We start from the raw sequence: 18,079 nt of genomic DNA on the forward strand, positions 1-18,079 counted from the left end.
TTCCTCTTATGTTCTGTCATTAGCGATCGGGTGTTTTAAATTTGGCTGATGAATTTATTCACCAGATAATGGCTGATACCTTCCCGACCGCCTTCAGAGCCATGTCCGCTCTCTTTCATCCCGCCAAAAGGCAGTTCCGTCGCCACCATGCGGTACTGGTTAATCCCGATCATTCCGGCTTCAAGGCCATCGCTAACGTCCAGCACAGTACGGGCGTCACGCGTGAAGGCATATGCCGACAGGGCATACGGCAGACGGTTCGCTTCTGCCAGCCCGTCTTCAAGCGTGTCGAACGGGCGCATCACGGCAATCGGACCAAATGGCTCTTCCTGCATGATCCGCGCCTCCATCGGCACATCGGCAAGCACGGTGGGTTCAAAGAAAAAACCCGGACGCGGGCGTCGTTTGCCGCCGGTGAGTACCCTGGCGCCCAGGGCGACAGCATCAGCAATCAGCGCTTGCATTTTTTCCAGTTGACGGATATTCGCCAGCGGCCCCAACTGGGTGTTTTCTGCCATACCATCACCGATAACCAGCTGTTCCGTCGCGTTCACGAAGCGTTCGACAAACTGTGGGTAAACATCGCGCTGAATCAGAAAGCGGGTTGAAGAGATACAGATTTGCCCGGTGCCCCGGAACCGGTTCGCCGCCCCGCCAGCTGCAGCCGCTTCAATATCTGCATCGGCAAAAACCAGTACCGGTCCATGGCCGCCCAGTTCCAGGGTAATCGGTTTAACACCAGCGGCGGCGCGCCCGGACAACAGGCGACCCACCGGGACGGAGCCGGTGAACGCCACCTTGCGAATGACCGGCGAGGCGATAAGCGTGGCGGAAATCTGATCCGGCGCGCCAAACACAATTTGCAGTACGCCTTTGGGCAAACCGGCATCATCCAGGCAGCGGGCCAGGGCCAGCGCCGTCGCCGGACTCTCTTCACCGGGTTTCAGGATCACGCTGCAGCCTGCGGCCAGTGCCGCCGAGAGTTTGCGTGCCGGGGTAATAGCCGGGAAATTCCAGGGCGTGAACGCAGCAACCGGGCCAATCGGTTCTCTTTTGACCAGTTGCAGGACGCCTGGGCGATTTGACGGCACAACGCGTCCATCAATGCGGCGTGCTTCCTCCGCAAACCACTCAAAATAGTCTGCTGCCCGCAGTACTTCATCACGGCTTTCATAAAGCGGCTTACCTTCCTCCAGCGTCATCAGCATGGCGATATGTTCCGCGCGTTCTCGTATCAGGGCCGCAGCAGACTTCATGATGCGGGCGCGTTCGGCAGGAACGGTATGGCGCCAGACGTCAAAGCCTGAACGGGCGGCAGAAAGCGCACATTCAAGATCGGCAGCGCTCGCCAGCGGCAGGTGGCCGATAGTGGCTTCGGTTGCCGGGTTAATCACGGCGACGGTGTCGCGGTTGCCTGCTTCGATCCAGTTACCGTCGATAAAAAGATACAGGGGATCGTATTGATGATTGTGCATGGTTGTTATCCTCAATGTGTGTGGTTGTGTACTGTCATTCGGCTGAGAGGATATTAAGTTCAGCGCACATCGCTGATAAGATGGCGTCTTCCCACAACAGCTATGCAAGAAATGCACAGATGCAATCAGAGAAATTTGCCGAGTTCCTGGGGGTCTTTGTCGATGTCGCCCGTGAGAGCAGTTTTTCAGGCGCAGGCCGCCGTCGCGGACGCACGCCCTCCTCGATAGGGCGGCAGATTGATGCGCTGGAAGCCTACCTGGATACGCCGCTATTTTTGCGCTCTACGCGGCATTTAACCCTGACCGATGCCGGGGAAACGTTGCTTATCCGCGCCAGACAGATCCTGGATTCATTGGTGGATGCGCAGCAGGAACTGGCGTCAATGAAAGGAGAAGTCACGGGCGTGCTGAGAGTGGCGTGTTATCCCACATTTGGTAAACGTTATGTGCTGCCGGTCATGGCGAAACTCTCCCGCCAGTATCCTGAGCTGAGCCTCGATTTGGATCTGACCGAACGGCTGGCAGACCCCGTCGCTGAACGCCTTGATGTTGTCATTCGCATTGGCGAAATGGCCGACAGCACGCTGATAGCCAGCAAAATAGCGACGCAAATACGCGTGCTGTGCGCAAGTCCAGCTTATCTGGAAAACACGGGAGTTCCCGCCTCGCTGGATGAAATCGTCTCCCATCGTTTAATCGATAAACTGCATGGCGCGGATCTGCTTTGCTGGTCGAGAGTGATTGGCCATCCGGCCAGAGAAAACACCCACTTACCCATGTTTGGCTGCGATGATTTCGAGGCAATGCGTCAGGCGGCGGTTGAAGGGCTGGGTATTGCGTTCCTGCCGGACTGGGTGGCGGGAGATGACATTAACAGCGGCGCGCTCGTCCAGCTCTTCCCGGAACTGGACGAGCAACCGCATATGTCCACAGGAATCTATGCGTTACGCGCATTACGTCACCCGCCTGCCAGAGTCACGGTGTTTCTCGACGCATTGCGTGAGTTCATCGGACACCCTGCAAAATGGTCAACGCGTCGCTGTCAGCCATGAAGAACATCTGACATTGAGGACCTGTACTCCAAAAGGGCGACGACACGATCCTCCCGTCGGGCAGCGGGATTTTCTGTTCAGGGCGCTTCATGATTGTGCTCGTTTGCTTCGGTTTTTCTGGCCCCGGTGGCGTTTTCCTGCTATTCCGGCAAGCCGTCTGAACGTCGGACAGTCCATATGTGATGGGGCAGGGCAACTGGCCACGTGAAGCAGCGTGTCGCGCAGTGCGGTCAGGTCGTTGATTTGCTCGTTCAGCTCCCGGGCTTTCGCACTGCACAGGGGCCGGGAAATATCAGGCTTCCCGTCTCTGCCAAACATTTCCGCGATTTCATTAAGCGAAAAGTTTGCCGCCTTACCCATAATAATCAGGTTAAGCCGCAGGAGCACGTCAGGGGAGTACTGCCTCCGCAGCCCCCGACGGGCAACTGCACAAATCAGACCGGTTTCTTCGTAATAGCGAAGGGCTGACGGGCTGATTCCGCTTGTCTTCGCAACTTCACCAATATCCAGAAGTTTCATGATAACCCCAACGATTGCGACAGAGAAAAGTCCCTGAATGAAGATCAATATCCGTCATCAGATTACTGAAAAACAGACGTTGACTTCAAGTTGACTTGAAGTGGTAAGGTTCAGCGAAATTGACCCGACCAGGAATGAGAATCATGAAAACTGATGAGAAAACAAAGAGTCGCCACAATACAGGCATCACCGTGACGCTTTCTCTGGCAACGCTTCTGGCCTCGCTGGGCACCAGTATTGCGAATATTGCTTTACCGACCCTGGTACAGGCTTTTATGGCTCCGTTTGAGCAGGTTCAGGCTGTTGTCGTGGTCTATCTTGTCGCGCTGACCCTCTCTGCTGTTATTGCGGGCGGGCTCGGTGACAGATTTGGACTGAAGCGGATGCTGGTCAGCGGGCTGATGTTATTTACCGTCGCTTGTCTGCTTTGCGCGGTTATGCCTGACCTGGAGTTGCTGGTTGGCGCACGGGGAATACAGGGCGTCGGGGCCGCCTTTCTGATGACGCTGTCGATGGCTCTTATGCGCCAGGAAGCAGACAGCGCCTGTCTCGGAAGAGCAATGGGTATCCTCGGAACCCTATCCGCACTGGGTACGGCGCTGGGGCCATCGCTCGGCGGTTTACTGCTCCCGCTTGCGGGTTGGCGCGGTATCTTCTGGGTTCAGATTCCTCTGGCCGTGCTCACGACGATTCTGGCTGTCGCCGTCTTACCGGGCGATATGGTCAAACGTAAACCCGCTGGCTGCGGTTTGAAGTCTCCGCTGAGCAGGAAAATCATAAGCAGCCTGTTCGTCAATGTGCTGGTTGCCGCTGTGATGATGACCACGCTGGTTGTCGGACCGTTTTTCCTCAGTTCGGGGCTGGGTATGAACAGCGTACATGTCGGTCTCGTGATGGCTATCGGTCCTGTTATCTCGGTATTCAGTGGGATCCCGTCAGGCCGCTTCGTTGACAGACTGGGTAGCCGTCGTATTGTGGCGGCTGGAATATCCCTTCTGGCTGCAGGCACCTTTCTGATGGCGGGGCTGCCGCAAATAATGGGCGTTTCCGGGTATATTATTTCGCTGGCCGTGCTTACGCCGGGCTATCAGCTTTTCCAGGCGGCGAATAACACGGCGGTGTTATCTGATGTTCCTGATGACAGGCGCGGCGCGGTTTCCGGGCTACTCAGCCTCTCGCGTAATACCGGCCTGATTGCAGGGGCTGCCGCTATGGGAGCCGTATTTGCACACCTGGTGGGAACGCATGACTTCGCGCACGCTTGCGCACAGGCTATCCGCGCCGCAATGGGGGGCACCTTTCTGCTGGCGGGCGTATTCATGCTGGTCGCCGTTGTTGTGGTTTTCCTCAGTGTATTTAACCGGGGGCCGGACGGCTCTCTTGCATCAAAAGCGAAAGATATTACGCATTGATCGTTGCTGATATGATGGTTCTGCGTAAGAAAATGAGGTGTATGGGTATGGATTCGATAGTGACGTTATTTAAGTACAAGCGTTGGATAGACACAGAAACGCTACGAGCAATAAACAGGGTGGATACCGCCGTTAATGCAGATAAACACCATCTCATGCTCAGACTGATGAACCATATTCATGTAGTTGATATGATTTTCAGAGCAAATATTACCGGCCAAAATCACGGCTATACAGCGCTGAATACGCCAGAAACTCCGTCGGGTGATGAGCTTTTGTCAAAGATGGCAGAATGCACAGACTGGTATCTTCAACATGTCAGTGCGATGAGTACCGTTGACCTTTCAGAAACGATAAAATTCCGCTTCGTTGATGGCGGATGTGGTGAAATGAAAGCGAGGGATATGCTTAACCATGTGCTGTTTCACGGTACCTATCATCGCGGCGCGGTGGGTTGGCTGCTTTCAGAATGTGGTATAACCCCGCCTAAGGACGTCTTCACCGTTTTTCTCAGAGATCATAACCACCAGGGTTAAATTTTTAACCCAGCGCGAAATGATATTATCTTTTAAGGCTTAGAACCTGAAAATAGAGAGGGAGAGGCAGTGCGACAAGAAATGAAGGAAAAAATCATCAGGGTCTGCGATTCAAAAATTGCCTCCAGGGGAAGCAATACAGGACTTTTGTTCTATGCTTTTTTTGCCAATAAAAATGACGATCCTGAATTGCTTATGGAAGTTGCGCATTGGTGGATTATCGAGATGAAACTGGACCACTTTGAAAAGGCGGAAAAGATAAGAGCCCTCGTCCAGGCGATGTAACACACCTGCGATTCAGGTAAGGGGTTTAACCGAGAACAGACTTCACCCTGGCCTGACCGGGAACACCATTTTCAGTCACCGGCCATGGTGTAAGTTGTAAGTAGCAATTAATTAAACGGCTATGGCAACATCAGCTGATCTTTTATCCCATCGAACAGGGTAATTAAATGATCGGCGACCACTCTGACGCGCCGCGAATTGGCTAAATCTGAATGCATCACCAGCCATAAGGTTTGATCGACGCCGAGATCCGAATTCACACAATGCAGACCGTTTTTCCGCGCCATAAAGTGTGGCAGCACCCCCAACCCCAGGCCTGCTGAAACTGCCGATAACTGCGCTGCCAGCGTGTTCGCTTCCACTCTGCATGGACTGCCGCGAAGCGTCTGCGTGACCCATCGCGCAGCGGGCAGGTGTTGATGCGATTCCGGCCAGCCCACATACTGAGCGTGACCTGACGCTACGCCAGTGGCGCCATTTAAACAGGCATCGGCGGCGTATAAGCCAAATCCCACGATACCGAGACGCTTTAGCGTCAGGTTTCCGCTGTCTGGTTTGACCATCCGTATTGCTAAATCAGCATCCCGCCGATGCAGATTGACGGATTGCACACCGCTTATCACCTCGACCCGCAGGTCGGGATATTTTTCCATCAACGCGTTGAGCGAAGGAAGAATAAAATACGCCGCCAGGTTATCCGATGTAGCCAGTCGGGTAAGCCCGGCAACGTTCCCTTGCAGCCTGGCCGTCTCGCCGAACGCGAGTCCGGCATGTTCAAGCGCCTCGGCACGTTCCAGAAGCGCCTCGCCATCATCCGTGAGTCGGTAGCCGCTCTGGTGTCTGCTGAACAGAGGGACGGCCAGCGACTTTTCAAGCCTGTCCAGCCTTCTTGAGAGGGTCGCGATGCCCATATCCAGGGCATTTGCAGCGCCGCTAAGGGTGCCCGCTCGGGCGACAGCCAGAAAAACCCGCGTATCGTCCCAGTTAAAATCTGTTGTCATCTATTTTCCGATTATGGAAAACGGCTCTCCGTTTTCAGGTCTGTTTTATCACTTATCTCGGGATGATACTGCACTCCACATAAGGAGATAAACAGGCAATGAGGAACGACGCGGAAAACCGATCGCCTCTGGTAAACATCCCCCTTTCACATATTATTCCTGGGAAATTCATTCAATGAACGACACCGTTTTACAGGCAAACACGGCGCCCATGCGCGCCTGGCTCGCCGTAACTGCACTGGGGATCAGTGCATTTTCGATTGTAACCAGCGAACTTTCGCCGGTTGGCATGCTCAGCGCGTTAGCGAAAGATTTACATCAGACTGAAGCGGGGGCGGGTCTTGCCGTCACCGCATATGGATGGGTTGCCGCGCTGGCGGCTTTGCTGGCCGGCGCAATCCCCGTCCGGCTTTCCCGCAAGGCGCTGCTGGTGGCGTTGATGCTAATTCTGTCGCTCTCTTGTCTGATGGCGACGCAATCGCACACCATGCGGGAATTTATGACGGCGCGAATGACAGGGGCGCTTGCGCACGGCGCTTTCTGGGCATTAATTGGTACCGTGGTGATAAAGCTTCTGCCGGTAGATAAGCTGGGATTAGCCACGTCAGTCATCTTTGCCGGTGTCTCGGCGGCCAGCGTGCTGGGTGTGCCGCTATCAAGTTTTATTGCCGGCCTGGCCGGATGGCGACAGGCGTTTACCGCGATCTCCTTGCTGTCATTTGTCACCGCCGTTGCGTTATTCTGGACGCTTCCCGCGTTGGCGGCTCCGCAACCGCTGAGTCTGAGGGTTTACGGGGCGATCTTTAAAAATCCGTTGCTCCTTTCACTCTTTGGCGCAACGGCCTGCATTATTTCAGCACACTTTGCCGCCTTCACTTATCTTGAACCCTTGCTAACCCAGGCCCGTGGTATACCTACATCTGCTATTTCAGCTCTGCTACTGATTTCAGGTCTCTCCGGGCTGCTGGGAAATATCATTGCCGGTAAACTCATTGATCGATATATCAAGATACTGATTATGACATCGCTGTTGCTCAGTGCGGGCGCACCAGGGATGTCGGGTATCAAGGGCTGGCCATCATGTCCAATGTGGTTTACCGGAACGCTGCTCGCCCTATGGGGCGCAGGTATGGCAATTGTGTTCGTTGGCTTACAAACCTGGCTGCTTTGCAGCGCGGGAGAGGCCACTCAGCCCGCATCAGCCGTCTACGTTGCCATTTTCAATGCTGCGATCGGTACGGGGGCGCTTGTCGGAGGCCTGGTGTCGGCGAAGGTCGGTCTTCAGACCATGGTGATACTGGCGGCGGCGGTCATCGCCTGCGGTATGGTACTGGTTTGGATGCTGAAAAGCCCGGAAAGGCAGGCGTAATTCTGCAGCGTCAAGCCTGATTAGCGACCTAATCAGGCGCCAGTGAGAACGGTGCATCCCGGCGGTGTTAATGTCTTTATTCACCCGGACACTGAGTGCAGAAGAGGTGATTTCTCATAGTGCGCAGGTAACAGTCAGGGAGGGGATATTGTCGTGCTACCGATTAACTGGTCAGCAAGTATGTCAATAATCAAATCGAGTGGAAAGATCGTTTCATTTGTATGTCTGAGTTCTTCTAATGTCCACCAGCGGTGAGCATGGATAACTTTTTTTTCGTTGCTGCTCCATCCGGAACAATCGATATCTGATTTTTCTGTGTGAATAATAAAAAAATGCTCTTCTGCGAGAACCGTTTCCCCGCAGGGCAGCATCATTGTGAAGCTTCTGGAAGCGACTTGCGGCCCCGCAGTGCTTCTTGTCAATCCCGTTTCTTCTCTTAATTCACGTAAGGCTGCCTGTTCAAAAGATTCATTGAGTTCAAGTCCTCCACCGGGCGTTGCCCAGTAAGATTTTCCACTCAACGCGTCATCTTTATGGTTGAAGCTAAAGAGCAGCACGCGGTTTTCAGGCGAAAGCACTATCAAACGGGATGATGGCCGAGTACGCACGATATAACCTCCTGAAATAAATAATAATGGCTACCTCTCATATTTTGAGGTAGCCATTATTCTGTCTGAATCCCTAAAATATCGAGAATGAATTTTATCCGGGCCTTCTTATCTCAGGCAAACAGTTATTTTTCGGAACAAGGGGCGCTGTGGATGAGGAAATGCGCAATCGATTCGATTAAACCTGGCGCTAAGGGAAGGGTGGGGTCGGTGTAGGAAGCGATATTGGCCTCGCGATCGTCCGAAGTGACCTCTTTCATCACATGGTTCATATTGGGCAGTATCACCAGGGAGGCTCGAGGATTGGCCGTTTTAAGCCTTCTTGCATCCATTTCTTCTACCTGGATATCGCGTTGCCCTTGTAGAACTAATACGGGTTTGGAAATGGTCGCAATGAGTTGGTCCGGGTTATATGAAAACGCATCGATCAAAAACCCCTGAATCGCAGGATTAAAGAGATTTTGCAGCGCTGGATGTATATTCGTTGTATCGACTCGCCGCCGATGCTCCAGAGCATCAATTATCGGTAAAGCTTCCTTTAATAAAGGTGCGTTTGCCGGATTAGCCATTAATTGTCCTTTCAACACCTCGCCCATCGGCCTCCCGGGCGTTGCAATAAGAACCACTCCGCACACATCCTCTTCCTGAGCCGAGGCCAGTGCGACAAGACCTCCTTCACTGTGTCCCATTATCCAAATACAGGGAGTTTGCGTCTCACGTCTCAGCACTTTTATCCAGGCCCGAACGTCGTCAACATAGTCAGCAATTGTCACCGCATTGGCATTATCTACCGCCAATGCGCTAGCGAACATTCCTCGTTTATCGATACGAAGCGTGGCAAAGCCTTTCGAAGCCAGGCCTTCGGCAAGAAGTCGGTAAGGCGATGCATTGACACCAGGCGGATTGTTTCCATCCCGATCGGTCGGCCCGGAGCCAGGAACGATAAGAGCAACGGCGGTTGGTTTCGAATTTGGGGTCAGTAACGTGCCTTTCAAAGGGCCTTTTGGTCCAGGAGCATCCAGGAATATTTCGGAAAAGGTCAGCGGCATCGACGCCTGACTTACAAATGGACATGCGCTCAAAAGAGCAATGCAGGCTGTAATATTCACCGATTATGTTCCTGTAGAACTAAGCGTACATGACAATTTATATGATAAATATGTTCTGCTCTTTATTAATTAACACATTAGTGATGGTAGTCAAGTTCACCCCCGATAAAGCCTAATCAGGAACAGATAGCGAGATTAACGCCTGGCTTGAGTTTTCCAACGCGGAGTTATTGTTGAAAAGTTGTGTTTATGGATAGCCATTGACGTCGGCCTGCCTCAAGTCAGAGGATGCGAATATCGGTCAGATATGCCGGGAATATCCCCCTGCGCCATAGGCGGCAGGGGGTTAATCATGTCAGGCCGGTCTGGCCGTGAATAACGTAGGCCGTTATTTTGTGGGGGTGATTTTCGTCACTGAGCCTGTTTGAGCTTTATCCCCGGTCGTCCCATACATAGACACCAGATAAACGGCACCATCAGGGGCGACGGTCAGGTGGTTTGGCGTATCATCCATCGGAATATTAGCAACCAGTTTACCGTCCTTGTCCAGAACAGCAACGGTTCCGCCTGCACGCGTGGCGGCGAAAACCTGCGACGTCACCGGATCCCAGACGACAGATACGCCCCCGGCGCCAATGTAAGTATCGGCGAGAACCTTGCCGTCCGCATCAAGAACCACGACATTGTTCGTCTCCTGGGAAACGACGTAGAGACGACCGGTCTTCGGATCGCGAGCGATGTCGGTTGCGCCTTGCGCCTGAGGTATTTTCACCGTCGTACTCTTACCCGTTTTGAGATCAATCCAGCCCACCCAGGGCGTATCGCGGCTGACGCCATAGAGTTTCTGACCGGCACTGTCGAGGGCAAGATCGGTACTGTAAAACTGGTCGCGGCCGCGGTTGGTCACAAACTCTATCTGACCGATATGCTCCAGCGTTTTTGTATCATATACCTCGATAAAACCGGTTAGCGCTGCGCTGACATAAGCCCGATTGTGGGCTTCATCAATAATCACATCGCGTGGATGTACGACTGACCCCTCCGGGAAGACTTTCACGACGGAAAGGGTCTTTGCGTCATAGACGGTCACCGTCTCGGCAAGCGTGTTCGTCGTCCAGACATGATTATGGACATTATCAACAGCGATGCCGAAGACGCCAATCTGCTCACCCTTTTTGTCTTTAGGCAGCGTAGCCTCCGCTTCGACAGCCAGCGTTCCGGCGTTCAGTCTCATCAGGCGGCTACCATCCTTCGGGCCGCGCGCAGAGGTCACGAACAGCTTCCCGTTGGCCGAAACTGCCGACTGGTAAGCCCGCTCACCGACGGGAACTGTTTGCAGTCTGAAAGCCTCAATGTTTTTCGGCGCAACAATCTGGGACAATTTCAACATGACTTGCGAAACGCTCGCGGGATTTTCAGTGATCGCCGTGAGTGGATGAAGGCCTGTCGCGGCATCGGCCGGAATGGTCAGCGGAATCGTGAGGTTTCCCTTATCATCGGCGGTCAGTGGTTTCGATGTCAGAACTTCAGCACCATTCAGCATGGTGACGGTCGCGCCCGCTGGCAGGCTCTTAATCGTTATCACCGTTTTATCTCCGGGCTTAACGGGAATGTCCCGTGATCCGGCACGAATACTGCCAGGAAAGGTCGTGGTGGCGGCTGCCCATTGGCTATCGGCGTATGCCGTTGTGGCGGTTGACATCGCAAGAGTGGAGGCCAACAGCACTGAACGGATTGACATTCTTCTCATCTTATCTCCATAAGTTGTATTGATGCTGCATCTCAATGCAGTCACCGGTGATTCCCCACGCGCAGCGTCTTACCTTCCGCCATGAGAAATATCACGTGGCATGCGCGCATTGAATGTATCACATCAATGCAAATAATTATCATTACTATTTTGGGTGGTATTGCAGAGGTGGGGGGAGTTTGATGTATAGCGGGTGAACGTACTGGAGATTTTCCGGGAAGGGGGCGGCATTGTGCCAGGAGCGGACATTATTGCCGTCGTGTTATGTCATTAATCGTGAGCAGTTCATGGGTATGCGGTTCGCGCAATGATATATGAGCCTGAAAGGTCATTTAGCTTCGCCCTGCAGCCGGTGCCGATAATATTTCAGGACAACGTGTGTCACGATCTGGCCGTAAATAAAGCCACCCAACCCGGCAAATATTACGGTGCCGGCCATGCCGCCAAAGTACGCTCCCGCGCCGCTGAAGGCTCCGCAGAGGGCGAGGCCGCCCCAAGTCTGCCAGTGCCGGAAGGCCGATATATACGCACTCCGCCACCGTTTTCCGCGCTCCCGAAAAGATAAGTCTTTTAGTTCGTTAATACTTTTTAGGGTCCAGTAGATTTTCACGGTGATTTCCCTGTTCCGTTGCCTAAGCGAAGGAAAACATAAAAAGCCTGGATAGAAAAGGATTACTCAAGGTCCGCTCCTCGCTCATAGCTGCTGGCCGGATGTTTCGCTCAACTGACTCCTCAGCAGCAGAGCAACCTGCTATGGACAGCATCACCTAAAAGCCCTGCCAGGACGAAAATTAATCTTACCCCTACATTTAGCGGTGGTTATGTGAGGGCGGTTCATCTATTCTGCCTTCATCAGCGAGCAGGCCGGAGTCACTGTTGGTGGATAATCCCATACTTCAGAAAATCATCATTATCCTTATTCTCGTCCTGTGGGTAATCGATGAATTCAGGACAAAGAAAAGACAACGTTCTGCCCCCGCCATTGAAGAAGCTGATGCCAGAGAACGCCATGAATGGCGCTACCTCAGATGGACGTTCCGGGCATTGCAAGTGGCAGCAACGGTGTATATTTTTGTTCAGCTGATCCAGTTATTACTGAGATAGATGCCACAGGCAGGCATGACCGGACAGAAGCACCTGACTGTCCAGGCTGATAGCCGTTGAGCCTCGGTGCTAGCTGCTGTGAATGTCTCCTGTGTCCTGGGTTGCTTAACTCGTTTTTTCCCAGCCATACTCTGAATATGTTTGGCCCTTGCTGATAGCCTTTATCGCCTGTCGGACATAAGGGATGGTATCCTCTGGCAATAATGCGATATCTTCCCAGCTAAGTTGCGCGTGTTTTTCTGGCTCGGCGAGAAACGCGATACCATCCCAATTTTGACAAATAAAATAATGCCCTACCCATGAACGGTTTTCGGTCCAGACATGCATTGTGTGGGCAAGGGTCATTTCAAAGGGGGATGCCTGCATACCTGTTTCTTCTGCCAACTCTCTTGCAGCAGCACAGGAAAGTGTTTCACCATATTCAAGCCCACCGGCAGGCAAGCTATAGCACCCGTCCATCCAACCGGTATTAGCTCGTCGCAACATGCAGATTTCATTTCCCCTGAGAACTAAAACGAAAACTGCGATAGAAAGGTTATATCTTTCCCTGCTCATGAGTTGGTTCCTGTTAATCAATATGACTGTATTTATATACAGTATATCGGCGTTTAAGTGAATCGCCAAATTTCAGGATCTGACGAGAGGCGGGAGGCTGAAAGGCGGCCGCCGGGGCAGGGGTATAAATCGTCCCTCACGGTCTGTTCAGGGGCAGATTGGCGCCAGGCGCGGAGTTGAATTCAGGAAGCAGCGCGTCTGTCGCGATTGCACTCTTTTTAATCAAAAAAGCACCATTTGAGTGCATGATAACCATACATATCCCCATCACCAAAAAACCAGCACAGAGCACATCCAGTGCTACATCATAAAATAAATATTATTTTTCATAGTGATAAAAATTTTACTGCTGATTTTAACGTCATTGGCATGCTTCATGCTTTCATTAAATTCAAGTAACTTTCATGTAGTTCATATACCTTTATTGGAGCATGCCATGAAGCTAAATCGTTTTTCTTTACCCGTGCTTATTTCCACCTGCCTTTTTTGCTCTACGGCTTTCAGCGCCGATCTGCTTGAACGAATTAAAGAAGCAAAAGAGATCACCGTTGCCACTGAAGCGCGATACGCCCCCTTTGAGTACGTTGATAACGGCAAAATTGTCGGTTACGACGTTGACCTGATGAACCACATCTTTGCCAAATCATTACCAGGCGTGAAAGTGAAACAGCTGGATCTGCCTTTCCAGGGCATCCTGCCAGGGCTTGATGCGAAAAAATTTGACTTCGTGGTGACCGCCGTCACCGTCAATAAACAGCGTATTGAACGCTTCAGTTTTACCGCTCCGGTGGCGGAATCTACCGTCGCACTGCTCAAAAGAGCAGAGGACAGCGCGATTAAAACTCCGGATGACCTGAGCGGTAAAGTGGTGGGCTCGCAGGCCGGTTCCGGTCAGTTGCAGGTGCTGCAATCCTTCGATCAGGCGCTACGAGCCAGCGGCAAACCGGGCATCAAAGAGATCAAACAGTATGTCGCGTTTGATGAAGCCTATGCCGATCTGGCATCCCGCCGTCTTGATGGCGTCGCCCAGTCGCTCTCGAACCTGGGTCCGCTGATTAAAACCCGCCCGGGCGTTTTTGCCACACTGCCGGAAATGATAGGGCCACAGACCTTCTTTGGCTGGGTAGGGCGTAAAGATGCCGACAGCGCCGCTCTGGTAAAACTGATCGCTGACGGGATCATTGAAGCCAATCGCGACGGCACCATGAAGGCACTGCAGCAGAAATGGTTCGGCTTCACGATGAGCGTTCCGGCAACAGAAATGCCCGCACCGGCGCTGTGAGTGGAAAACGATGACGGATTTCATGACGAGCTTTATCCACTGGCTTCCGATGCTGATGCAGGGAGCACTCACCACCGCAGCGCTCTGCCTGACAGCGATGGTCGCCGGCTTTCTGGTGGGTATTGGCGTATGGCGGATGTCGACCAGTCCGTTACCGATTTACCGCATGACGGCCCATGGATGGGTCAGTCTGTTTCGCGGGACCCCGGTTCTGGCTCAGCTGCTGCTCTGCTTTTATTTACCGTCACAATTGGGGATCGACATTCCCGGCTTTGCCGCCGCCACGCTGGCATTAACGCTGAACACGGCGGCCTATCAATCGCAAATTCTGAAAAGTGGTTTCGCCAGCATCACCCCAGGTCAACTGGAAGCCGCCGCGATTTGCGGGCTGAGCCCACGGCAGACTTTATGGCGCATCCAGGTACCGCAGGTTGTCCGTACTACGCTGCCGTCACTGATTTCCGAGCTGATTGATGTGATCAAAGCCTCTGCGGTGGTGTCGGTCATCGCGCTGACGGATCTGATGCGCGTGGGCCAGCAACTGGCCTCATCTACGTACCAGCCGCTGCAGGTCTATCTGGCCGTGGCTCTGGTCTATCTACTGCTGACCAGCCTGCTGGCGCTGTTGGGCCGTCAGGCAGAACGCCACTGGCAGAGGGAACAACGATGACGGAACTCGCGCAATACCTGCCAGCCTACATTCAGGCCCTGGGCGTGACCCTGTGGATAAGCCTCTGCGCCGCATGCGGCGGCATGCTGTTGGGGTTTGCCTTAAACGGACTCTGCGGCAGACGTGGTCTGGCGTTTCGTCTGTGGCGCGCCTACGTGTGGGTGATCCGCGGCACGCCATTTCTGGCGCAGCTGGCCGTTATCTACTTTGGCCTGCCGTCCATCGGCATCATGCTGAGCGCTGTTGACGCCACGCTACTGTCGTTGACGCTGTATAGCGCGGCCTATTTCGGCGAAATTTTTCGCGCCGCGTGGAACACCATTCCGCCGGGACAGCGAGAGGCGGCGCTGGCAAACAACATCTCTACGGTCCACTGTTTCTGGCATATCCAGACGCCGCAGGCCGTTCGTTTTGCGCTACCGCTGTTGGGCAATCAGTTCATTCTGACGATTAAAGAGAGCGCCGTCGCATCGATCATTACCGTACCGGAACTGACCATGACGACGAGTCAGATCGTTGCTAACACCTACAGCTATATCTTGCCTTATACCTTGCTGATCGTCAGCTACTGGCTGCTGGCGCAGGGGGTGAGTATGAGCATAAAAACATTGAGCCACCTACTACGGACCGGAGAATAACGTGGGCAATACATCTGTGCCGGTGCTCGAAATGCGCCATGTAGGCAAGTCATTCGCAAACCATGTGGTACTGAATGACATCAATTTACGCGTCGATCACGGTGAGATAGTCACGCTGATTGGCCCGTCGGGCTCCGGGAAAACCACCGCGCTACGCTGCATGAATTTTCTGGAAGCCTACGACAAAGGGGACGTGCTGATTAAAGGACAACTGCTCGGCTATTCCGGCACGCAGCGTGGCCTCGCGTATGCCGACAGCGCCAGCCTCATAGCCGATGTGCGCAAACCGCTCTCGATGGTGTTCCAGCAGTTCAATCTCTGGCCGCACATGACGGTGCAGGAAAATGTCGCCGCGCCGCTGGTACTGGGGAAAAAAATGTCCCGCCAGGCGGCAAAAACGGCCGCGATGGCTGCCCTCAGCCGTGTCGGGATGGCGCAAAAAGCGAATGACTGGCCGGTGCGACTCTCCGGCGGCCAGCAACAACGAGTGGGTATTGCCCGCGCACTGGCGCTGAATCCGGAGTTATTGCTGCTCGACGAGCCCACCTCGGCGCTCGATCCCGAACGTGTTGAAGAGGTGCTGGACGTTATCCGGGATCTGGCCGGGCAGGGAATGACCATGGTGATGGTCACCCATGAGATGGCGTTTGCGGCCCATATCTCGTCACGGCTGGTGTTTATGGCCGACGACAACATTATTGAAAGCGGCACGCCGCGACAGATTTTTACACAGCCGAAAAGCGAGCGCCTGCGGAGCTTTCTCGCGCCGCTGTTTCGTCGGCCTCTGCAACCCGAAGAACTGGAGAAACTACCATGATGGAAACAGGCTTACGGGTTGCCCGACAGCTGGATGAGGATTGGCTGAACCAACTGTTGGCGCAGCTTGCAGAATATGGAAAGTTAGCGAATGGCGGCGTCGATCGCCAGGCTTTGAGCGCGGCGGAACTCGATGCCCGGTCCTGGCTTATTGATGTCGCCCGAGAGCTCGGGTGTGAAGTCTACCGCGATGCGGCGGCGAATTTATTCTTCCGTCGTCCAGGACGCGTTGCTGTATCGCCCGTGACCACCGGTAGCCACATCGATACGCAACCGTCCGGTGGCAACTACGATGGCTGTTACGGCGTGATGGCCGGACTTGCGTGCCTGAAAGCGCTCAATGAGGCACGGGTTGTCACCGAACGCCCGGTCGAAGTGGTTATCTGGACCAATGAAGAGGGCAGCCGCTTTGCGCCGGGGGCGATGGGCTCCAGCACCTTCGTCGACCCTGCGAGATTGTCTGACCATCTTGGCGCGGTGGGCGTAGATGGCGTCTCGTTTCGCGATGCGCTGGCAGACCACCAGGCCCGCTTTGCAGCCATCCCGTTACGCCCGGATCGCGAGATGGCCTGCTTCGTGGAATTGCACATCGAGCAAGGTCCGGTACTGGAAAGTCGCCGCGTGCCGCTGGCCATCGTCAGAGGTATCCAGGGCGTGCGCTGGTACCAGATCACCTGCCATGGGATATCGGCACATGCGGGGACCACGCCGATGGCGCTGCGCCAGGATGCGATGACCCTGGCACGCGAACAGCTTGCGATCATTGAGCAGGCGATGGGTGACACGGCAGATGACGAGTTGCGGTTGACGTTTGGCCGTTGGCAGGTCATGCCAAATGCCATCAACACCATCCCGTCGAGCGTGCGTTTTACCCTTGATTTCCGCCACCCATCGGCCGAAACGCTGGCCCGGTTCGACGCGGTGATTGCCTCTCTGGCAAGCGAACAAGTCACCATCGAGCTGCTACTGAATAAAGCGCCGGTCACCTTTGACCCGCGCATCAATCATGTCTTGAAAGCGGCCGGAAATGCGCTGGATATCGCCCATATGGAGCTGTTATCTGGCGCGTTTCACGACGCCATGTATCTGGCCGAACACTGTCCGACCAGCATGCTTTTTGTCCCCAGCCATCAAGGCATTAGCCACAATCCGGCTGAATATACCGATCCTCGTTCACTGGCGGCAGGTGCCCGTACGCTGGCCTGTGCACTGACTGAGCTATCCCAATCACTTGAAGGAGTTAAATCATGACCGCAACTGCACACTACCCAACCTGCTGCGATAAAGACAATGGCGATGCCCTGGGCCTCAACCCAACGGCAACCTCACCGATTTCAGCCGATGGCGCACCGACGTTAAACGAACTGTATACCATCCCGCCGCGCTGCGGACGCGCCGTTTTGCTGAAAAAAGGGCAGGTGATTAAGATCATCAATACCCCAGGCAGCCAGGTCTGCGACACGTGGTTTTTCAATACCGGCGATCTCAGCGAGTTTGCGTCCATGGAACATACCCGTGCCTTTATCGACAAAATTATTCCGCAGCCAGGTGATGTGCTGGTGACCAACCAGCGCCGTGCTATCGCCACTCTGCTCACCGATACCTCACCTGGTGTGCATGACACGTTGATCGCCGCCTGCGATCTTTACCGCTATACCAACATGGGGATTACGGAGTATCACGACAGCTGCGCTGACAATATGCGCATGGCGCTGAAGGCGATTGGCCTGCGCGCGCGTGAAGTGCCGCAGCCGCTTAATTTGTGGATGAACACGCCAGTAAATCCTGATTATTCAATTTCCTGGTTGCCAACTGTCAGCAAAGCAGGTGATTATGTAGAGATTCGTGCCGAGCTGGATTGCGTGGTGGTGATGTCCGCTTGCCCGCAGGACATTGTGCCGATTAACGGCTGCTCACCGAAAGAAATTCAGTTCGCCGTGATGGCATGATTTCTCTTA

The 18,079-nt window shown here is 53.9% G+C and carries 20 protein-coding genes; 12 read left to right on the forward strand and 8 right to left on the reverse strand.

Features of this window, described 5'->3' with window-relative positions:
• Window positions 1-35: 35 nt before the first annotated feature.
• A complete protein-coding gene (locus tag FNY10_RS06335; RefSeq protein WP_160703602.1) occupies window positions 36-1,475 on the reverse strand; it encodes an NAD-dependent succinate-semialdehyde dehydrogenase in 1,440 nt (479 codons plus the stop codon).
• A 119-nt stretch (window positions 1,476-1,594) separates the two neighbouring features.
• On the opposite strand from FNY10_RS06335, the gene FNY10_RS06340 reads away from it, so the two are divergent.
• Window positions 1,595-2,527, forward strand: coding sequence for a LysR family transcriptional regulator (locus FNY10_RS06340; protein WP_160703601.1), 933 nt, complete (start codon window positions 1,595-1,597; stop codon window positions 2,525-2,527).
• 87 nt (window positions 2,528-2,614) lie between these two features.
• Here the strand turns inward: FNY10_RS06340 and FNY10_RS06345 are convergent, their stop codons facing one another.
• A complete protein-coding gene (locus FNY10_RS06345; protein ID WP_131050096.1) occupies window positions 2,615-3,046 on the reverse strand; it encodes a helix-turn-helix domain-containing protein in 432 nt (143 codons plus the stop codon).
• A gap of 143 nt (window positions 3,047-3,189) precedes the next feature.
• On the opposite strand from FNY10_RS06345, the gene FNY10_RS06350 reads away from it, so the two are divergent.
• The 3 genes from FNY10_RS06350 (at window position 3,190) to FNY10_RS06360 (ending at window position 5,279) form a co-directional block, all read left to right on the forward strand.
• On the forward strand, window positions 3,190-4,458 hold the full coding sequence (locus tag FNY10_RS06350) for an MFS transporter (RefSeq protein WP_131050097.1): 1,269 nt from the start codon (window positions 3,190-3,192) through the stop codon (window positions 4,456-4,458).
• Between the two features lie 41 nt (window positions 4,459-4,499).
• Complete coding sequence (locus tag FNY10_RS06355; RefSeq protein WP_131050098.1) at window positions 4,500-4,994, forward strand: DinB family protein; 495 nt, start codon at window positions 4,500-4,502, stop codon at window positions 4,992-4,994.
• Window positions 4,995-5,063: 69 nt separating this feature from the next.
• Window positions 5,064-5,279 carry a DUF6500 family protein gene (locus FNY10_RS06360; RefSeq protein ID WP_160703600.1) on the forward strand — a complete coding sequence of 72 codons (216 nt, stop codon included), beginning with the start codon at window positions 5,064-5,066 and terminating at the stop codon, window positions 5,277-5,279.
• Window positions 5,280-5,398: 119 nt separating this feature from the next.
• On the opposite strand, the gene FNY10_RS06365 is transcribed toward FNY10_RS06360, so the two are convergent.
• Window positions 5,399-6,280, reverse strand: coding sequence for a LysR family transcriptional regulator (locus FNY10_RS06365; RefSeq protein WP_160703598.1), 882 nt, complete (start codon window positions 6,278-6,280; stop codon window positions 5,399-5,401).
• Window positions 6,281-6,455: 175 nt separating this feature from the next.
• Here FNY10_RS06365 and FNY10_RS06370 point away from each other — a divergent pair, with 175 nt between their 5' ends.
• Entirely contained in the window at window positions 6,456-7,649 is a 1,194-nt protein-coding gene (locus tag FNY10_RS06370; RefSeq protein WP_160703596.1) for an MFS transporter, read from the forward strand.
• Window positions 7,650-7,783: 134 nt separating this feature from the next.
• Here FNY10_RS06370 and FNY10_RS06375 read toward each other — a convergent pair whose 3' ends face one another.
• The 4 genes from FNY10_RS06375 to FNY10_RS06390 all read right to left on the reverse strand — a co-directional run bounded on the left by FNY10_RS06375 (window position 7,784) and on the right by FNY10_RS06390 (window position 11,666).
• Window positions 7,784-8,257 carry an NUDIX hydrolase gene (locus tag FNY10_RS06375; protein WP_131050101.1) on the reverse strand — a complete coding sequence of 158 codons (474 nt, stop codon included), beginning with the start codon at window positions 8,255-8,257 and terminating at the stop codon, window positions 7,784-7,786.
• 125 nt (window positions 8,258-8,382) lie between these two features.
• Window positions 8,383-9,366 (reverse strand): alpha/beta fold hydrolase, encoded by a 984-nt coding sequence (locus FNY10_RS06380; RefSeq protein ID WP_160703594.1) that lies wholly within the window; start codon window positions 9,364-9,366, stop codon window positions 8,383-8,385.
• Between the two features lie 328 nt (window positions 9,367-9,694).
• Window positions 9,695-11,047: a beta-propeller fold lactonase family protein gene (locus FNY10_RS06385; RefSeq protein WP_227699350.1), complete on the reverse strand. Its 1,353-nt coding sequence runs from the start codon at window positions 11,045-11,047 to the stop codon at window positions 9,695-9,697.
• A 337-nt stretch (window positions 11,048-11,384) separates the two neighbouring features.
• Window positions 11,385-11,666, reverse strand: coding sequence for a hypothetical protein (locus tag FNY10_RS06390; protein ID WP_160703590.1), 282 nt, complete (start codon window positions 11,664-11,666; stop codon window positions 11,385-11,387).
• Between the two features lie 269 nt (window positions 11,667-11,935).
• Here FNY10_RS06390 and FNY10_RS06395 point away from each other — a divergent pair, with 269 nt between their 5' ends.
• Window positions 11,936-12,160 carry a hypothetical protein gene (locus FNY10_RS06395; protein ID WP_160703588.1) on the forward strand — a complete coding sequence of 75 codons (225 nt, stop codon included), beginning with the start codon at window positions 11,936-11,938 and terminating at the stop codon, window positions 12,158-12,160.
• A gap of 105 nt (window positions 12,161-12,265) precedes the next feature.
• Here the strand turns inward: FNY10_RS06395 and FNY10_RS06400 are convergent, their stop codons facing one another.
• Entirely contained in the window at window positions 12,266-12,715 is a 450-nt protein-coding gene (locus FNY10_RS06400; protein WP_160703586.1) for an NUDIX hydrolase, read from the reverse strand.
• Between the two features lie 436 nt (window positions 12,716-13,151).
• Between FNY10_RS06400 and FNY10_RS06405 the strand changes: the two genes are divergently transcribed.
• Genes FNY10_RS06405 through FNY10_RS06430 form a run of 6 tightly spaced genes read left to right on the forward strand, consistent with a single transcriptional unit; the run spans window position 13,152 to window position 18,070 of the window.
• Entirely contained in the window at window positions 13,152-13,997 is an 846-nt protein-coding gene (locus FNY10_RS06405) for a transporter substrate-binding domain-containing protein (protein ID WP_032432500.1), read from the forward strand.
• 22 nt (window positions 13,998-14,019) lie between these two features.
• Window positions 14,020-14,667 (forward strand): amino acid ABC transporter permease, encoded by a 648-nt coding sequence (locus tag FNY10_RS06410; protein ID WP_227699351.1) that lies wholly within the window; start codon window positions 14,020-14,022, stop codon window positions 14,665-14,667.
• The gene (locus tag FNY10_RS06415) at window positions 14,664-15,305 is read left to right on the forward strand and encodes an amino acid ABC transporter permease (protein ID WP_032432503.1); all 642 of its coding nucleotides are present in this window, start codon (window positions 14,664-14,666) and stop codon (window positions 15,303-15,305) included. Before FNY10_RS06410 ends, FNY10_RS06415 begins: the two co-directional genes overlap by 4 nt.
• A 31-nt stretch (window positions 15,306-15,336) precedes the next feature.
• Window positions 15,337-16,122 (forward strand): amino acid ABC transporter ATP-binding protein, encoded by a 786-nt coding sequence (locus FNY10_RS06420; RefSeq protein WP_160704037.1) that lies wholly within the window; start codon window positions 15,337-15,339, stop codon window positions 16,120-16,122.
• A complete protein-coding gene (locus FNY10_RS06425; RefSeq protein WP_160703584.1) occupies window positions 16,119-17,372 on the forward strand; it encodes a M20 family metallo-hydrolase in 1,254 nt (417 codons plus the stop codon). Before FNY10_RS06420 ends, FNY10_RS06425 begins: the two co-directional genes overlap by 4 nt.
• Window positions 17,369-18,070, forward strand: a complete 702-nt coding sequence (locus FNY10_RS06430; protein WP_131050107.1) for a DUF1989 domain-containing protein — start codon at window positions 17,369-17,371, stop codon at window positions 18,068-18,070. Before FNY10_RS06425 ends, FNY10_RS06430 begins: the two co-directional genes overlap by 4 nt.
• Window positions 18,071-18,079 lie beyond the last annotated feature (9 nt).

The sequence above is a fragment of the Klebsiella sp. Lac1 genome (genome assembly GCF_009825425.1).
GTDB lineage: Bacteria > Pseudomonadota > Gammaproteobacteria > Enterobacterales > Enterobacteriaceae > Klebsiella > Klebsiella electrica.

Coding starts and splice junctions, on each gene's coding strand:
- FNY10_RS06335 (WP_160703602.1), bottom strand. CDS start 1,475: ATGCACAATCATCAATACGATCCCCTGTATCTTTTTATCGACGGTAAC.
- FNY10_RS06340 (WP_160703601.1), top strand. CDS start 1,595: ATGCAATCAGAGAAATTTGCCGAGTTCCTGGGGGTCTTTGTCGATGTC.
- FNY10_RS06345 (WP_131050096.1), bottom strand. CDS start 3,046: ATGAAACTTCTGGATATTGGTGAAGTTGCGAAGACAAGCGGAATCAGC.
- FNY10_RS06350 (WP_131050097.1), top strand. CDS start 3,190: ATGAAAACTGATGAGAAAACAAAGAGTCGCCACAATACAGGCATCACC.
- FNY10_RS06355 (WP_131050098.1), top strand. CDS start 4,500: ATGGGTATGGATTCGATAGTGACGTTATTTAAGTACAAGCGTTGGATA.
- FNY10_RS06365 (WP_160703598.1), bottom strand. CDS start 6,280: ATGACAACAGATTTTAACTGGGACGATACGCGGGTTTTTCTGGCTGTC.
- FNY10_RS06370 (WP_160703596.1), top strand. CDS start 6,456: ATGAACGACACCGTTTTACAGGCAAACACGGCGCCCATGCGCGCCTGG.
- FNY10_RS06385 (WP_227699350.1), bottom strand. CDS start 11,047: ATGTCAATCCGTTCAGTGCTGTTGGCCTCCACTCTTGCGATGTCAACC.
- FNY10_RS06400 (WP_160703586.1), bottom strand. CDS start 12,715: ATGAGCAGGGAAAGATATAACCTTTCTATCGCAGTTTTCGTTTTAGTT.
- FNY10_RS06405 (WP_032432500.1), top strand. CDS start 13,152: ATGAAGCTAAATCGTTTTTCTTTACCCGTGCTTATTTCCACCTGCCTT.
- FNY10_RS06410 (WP_227699351.1), top strand. CDS start 14,020: ATGACGAGCTTTATCCACTGGCTTCCGATGCTGATGCAGGGAGCACTC.
- FNY10_RS06415 (WP_032432503.1), top strand. CDS start 14,664: ATGACGGAACTCGCGCAATACCTGCCAGCCTACATTCAGGCCCTGGGC.
- FNY10_RS06420 (WP_160704037.1), top strand. CDS start 15,337: ATGCGCCATGTAGGCAAGTCATTCGCAAACCATGTGGTACTGAATGAC.
- FNY10_RS06425 (WP_160703584.1), top strand. CDS start 16,119: ATGATGGAAACAGGCTTACGGGTTGCCCGACAGCTGGATGAGGATTGG.
- FNY10_RS06430 (WP_131050107.1), top strand. CDS start 17,369: ATGACCGCAACTGCACACTACCCAACCTGCTGCGATAAAGACAATGGC.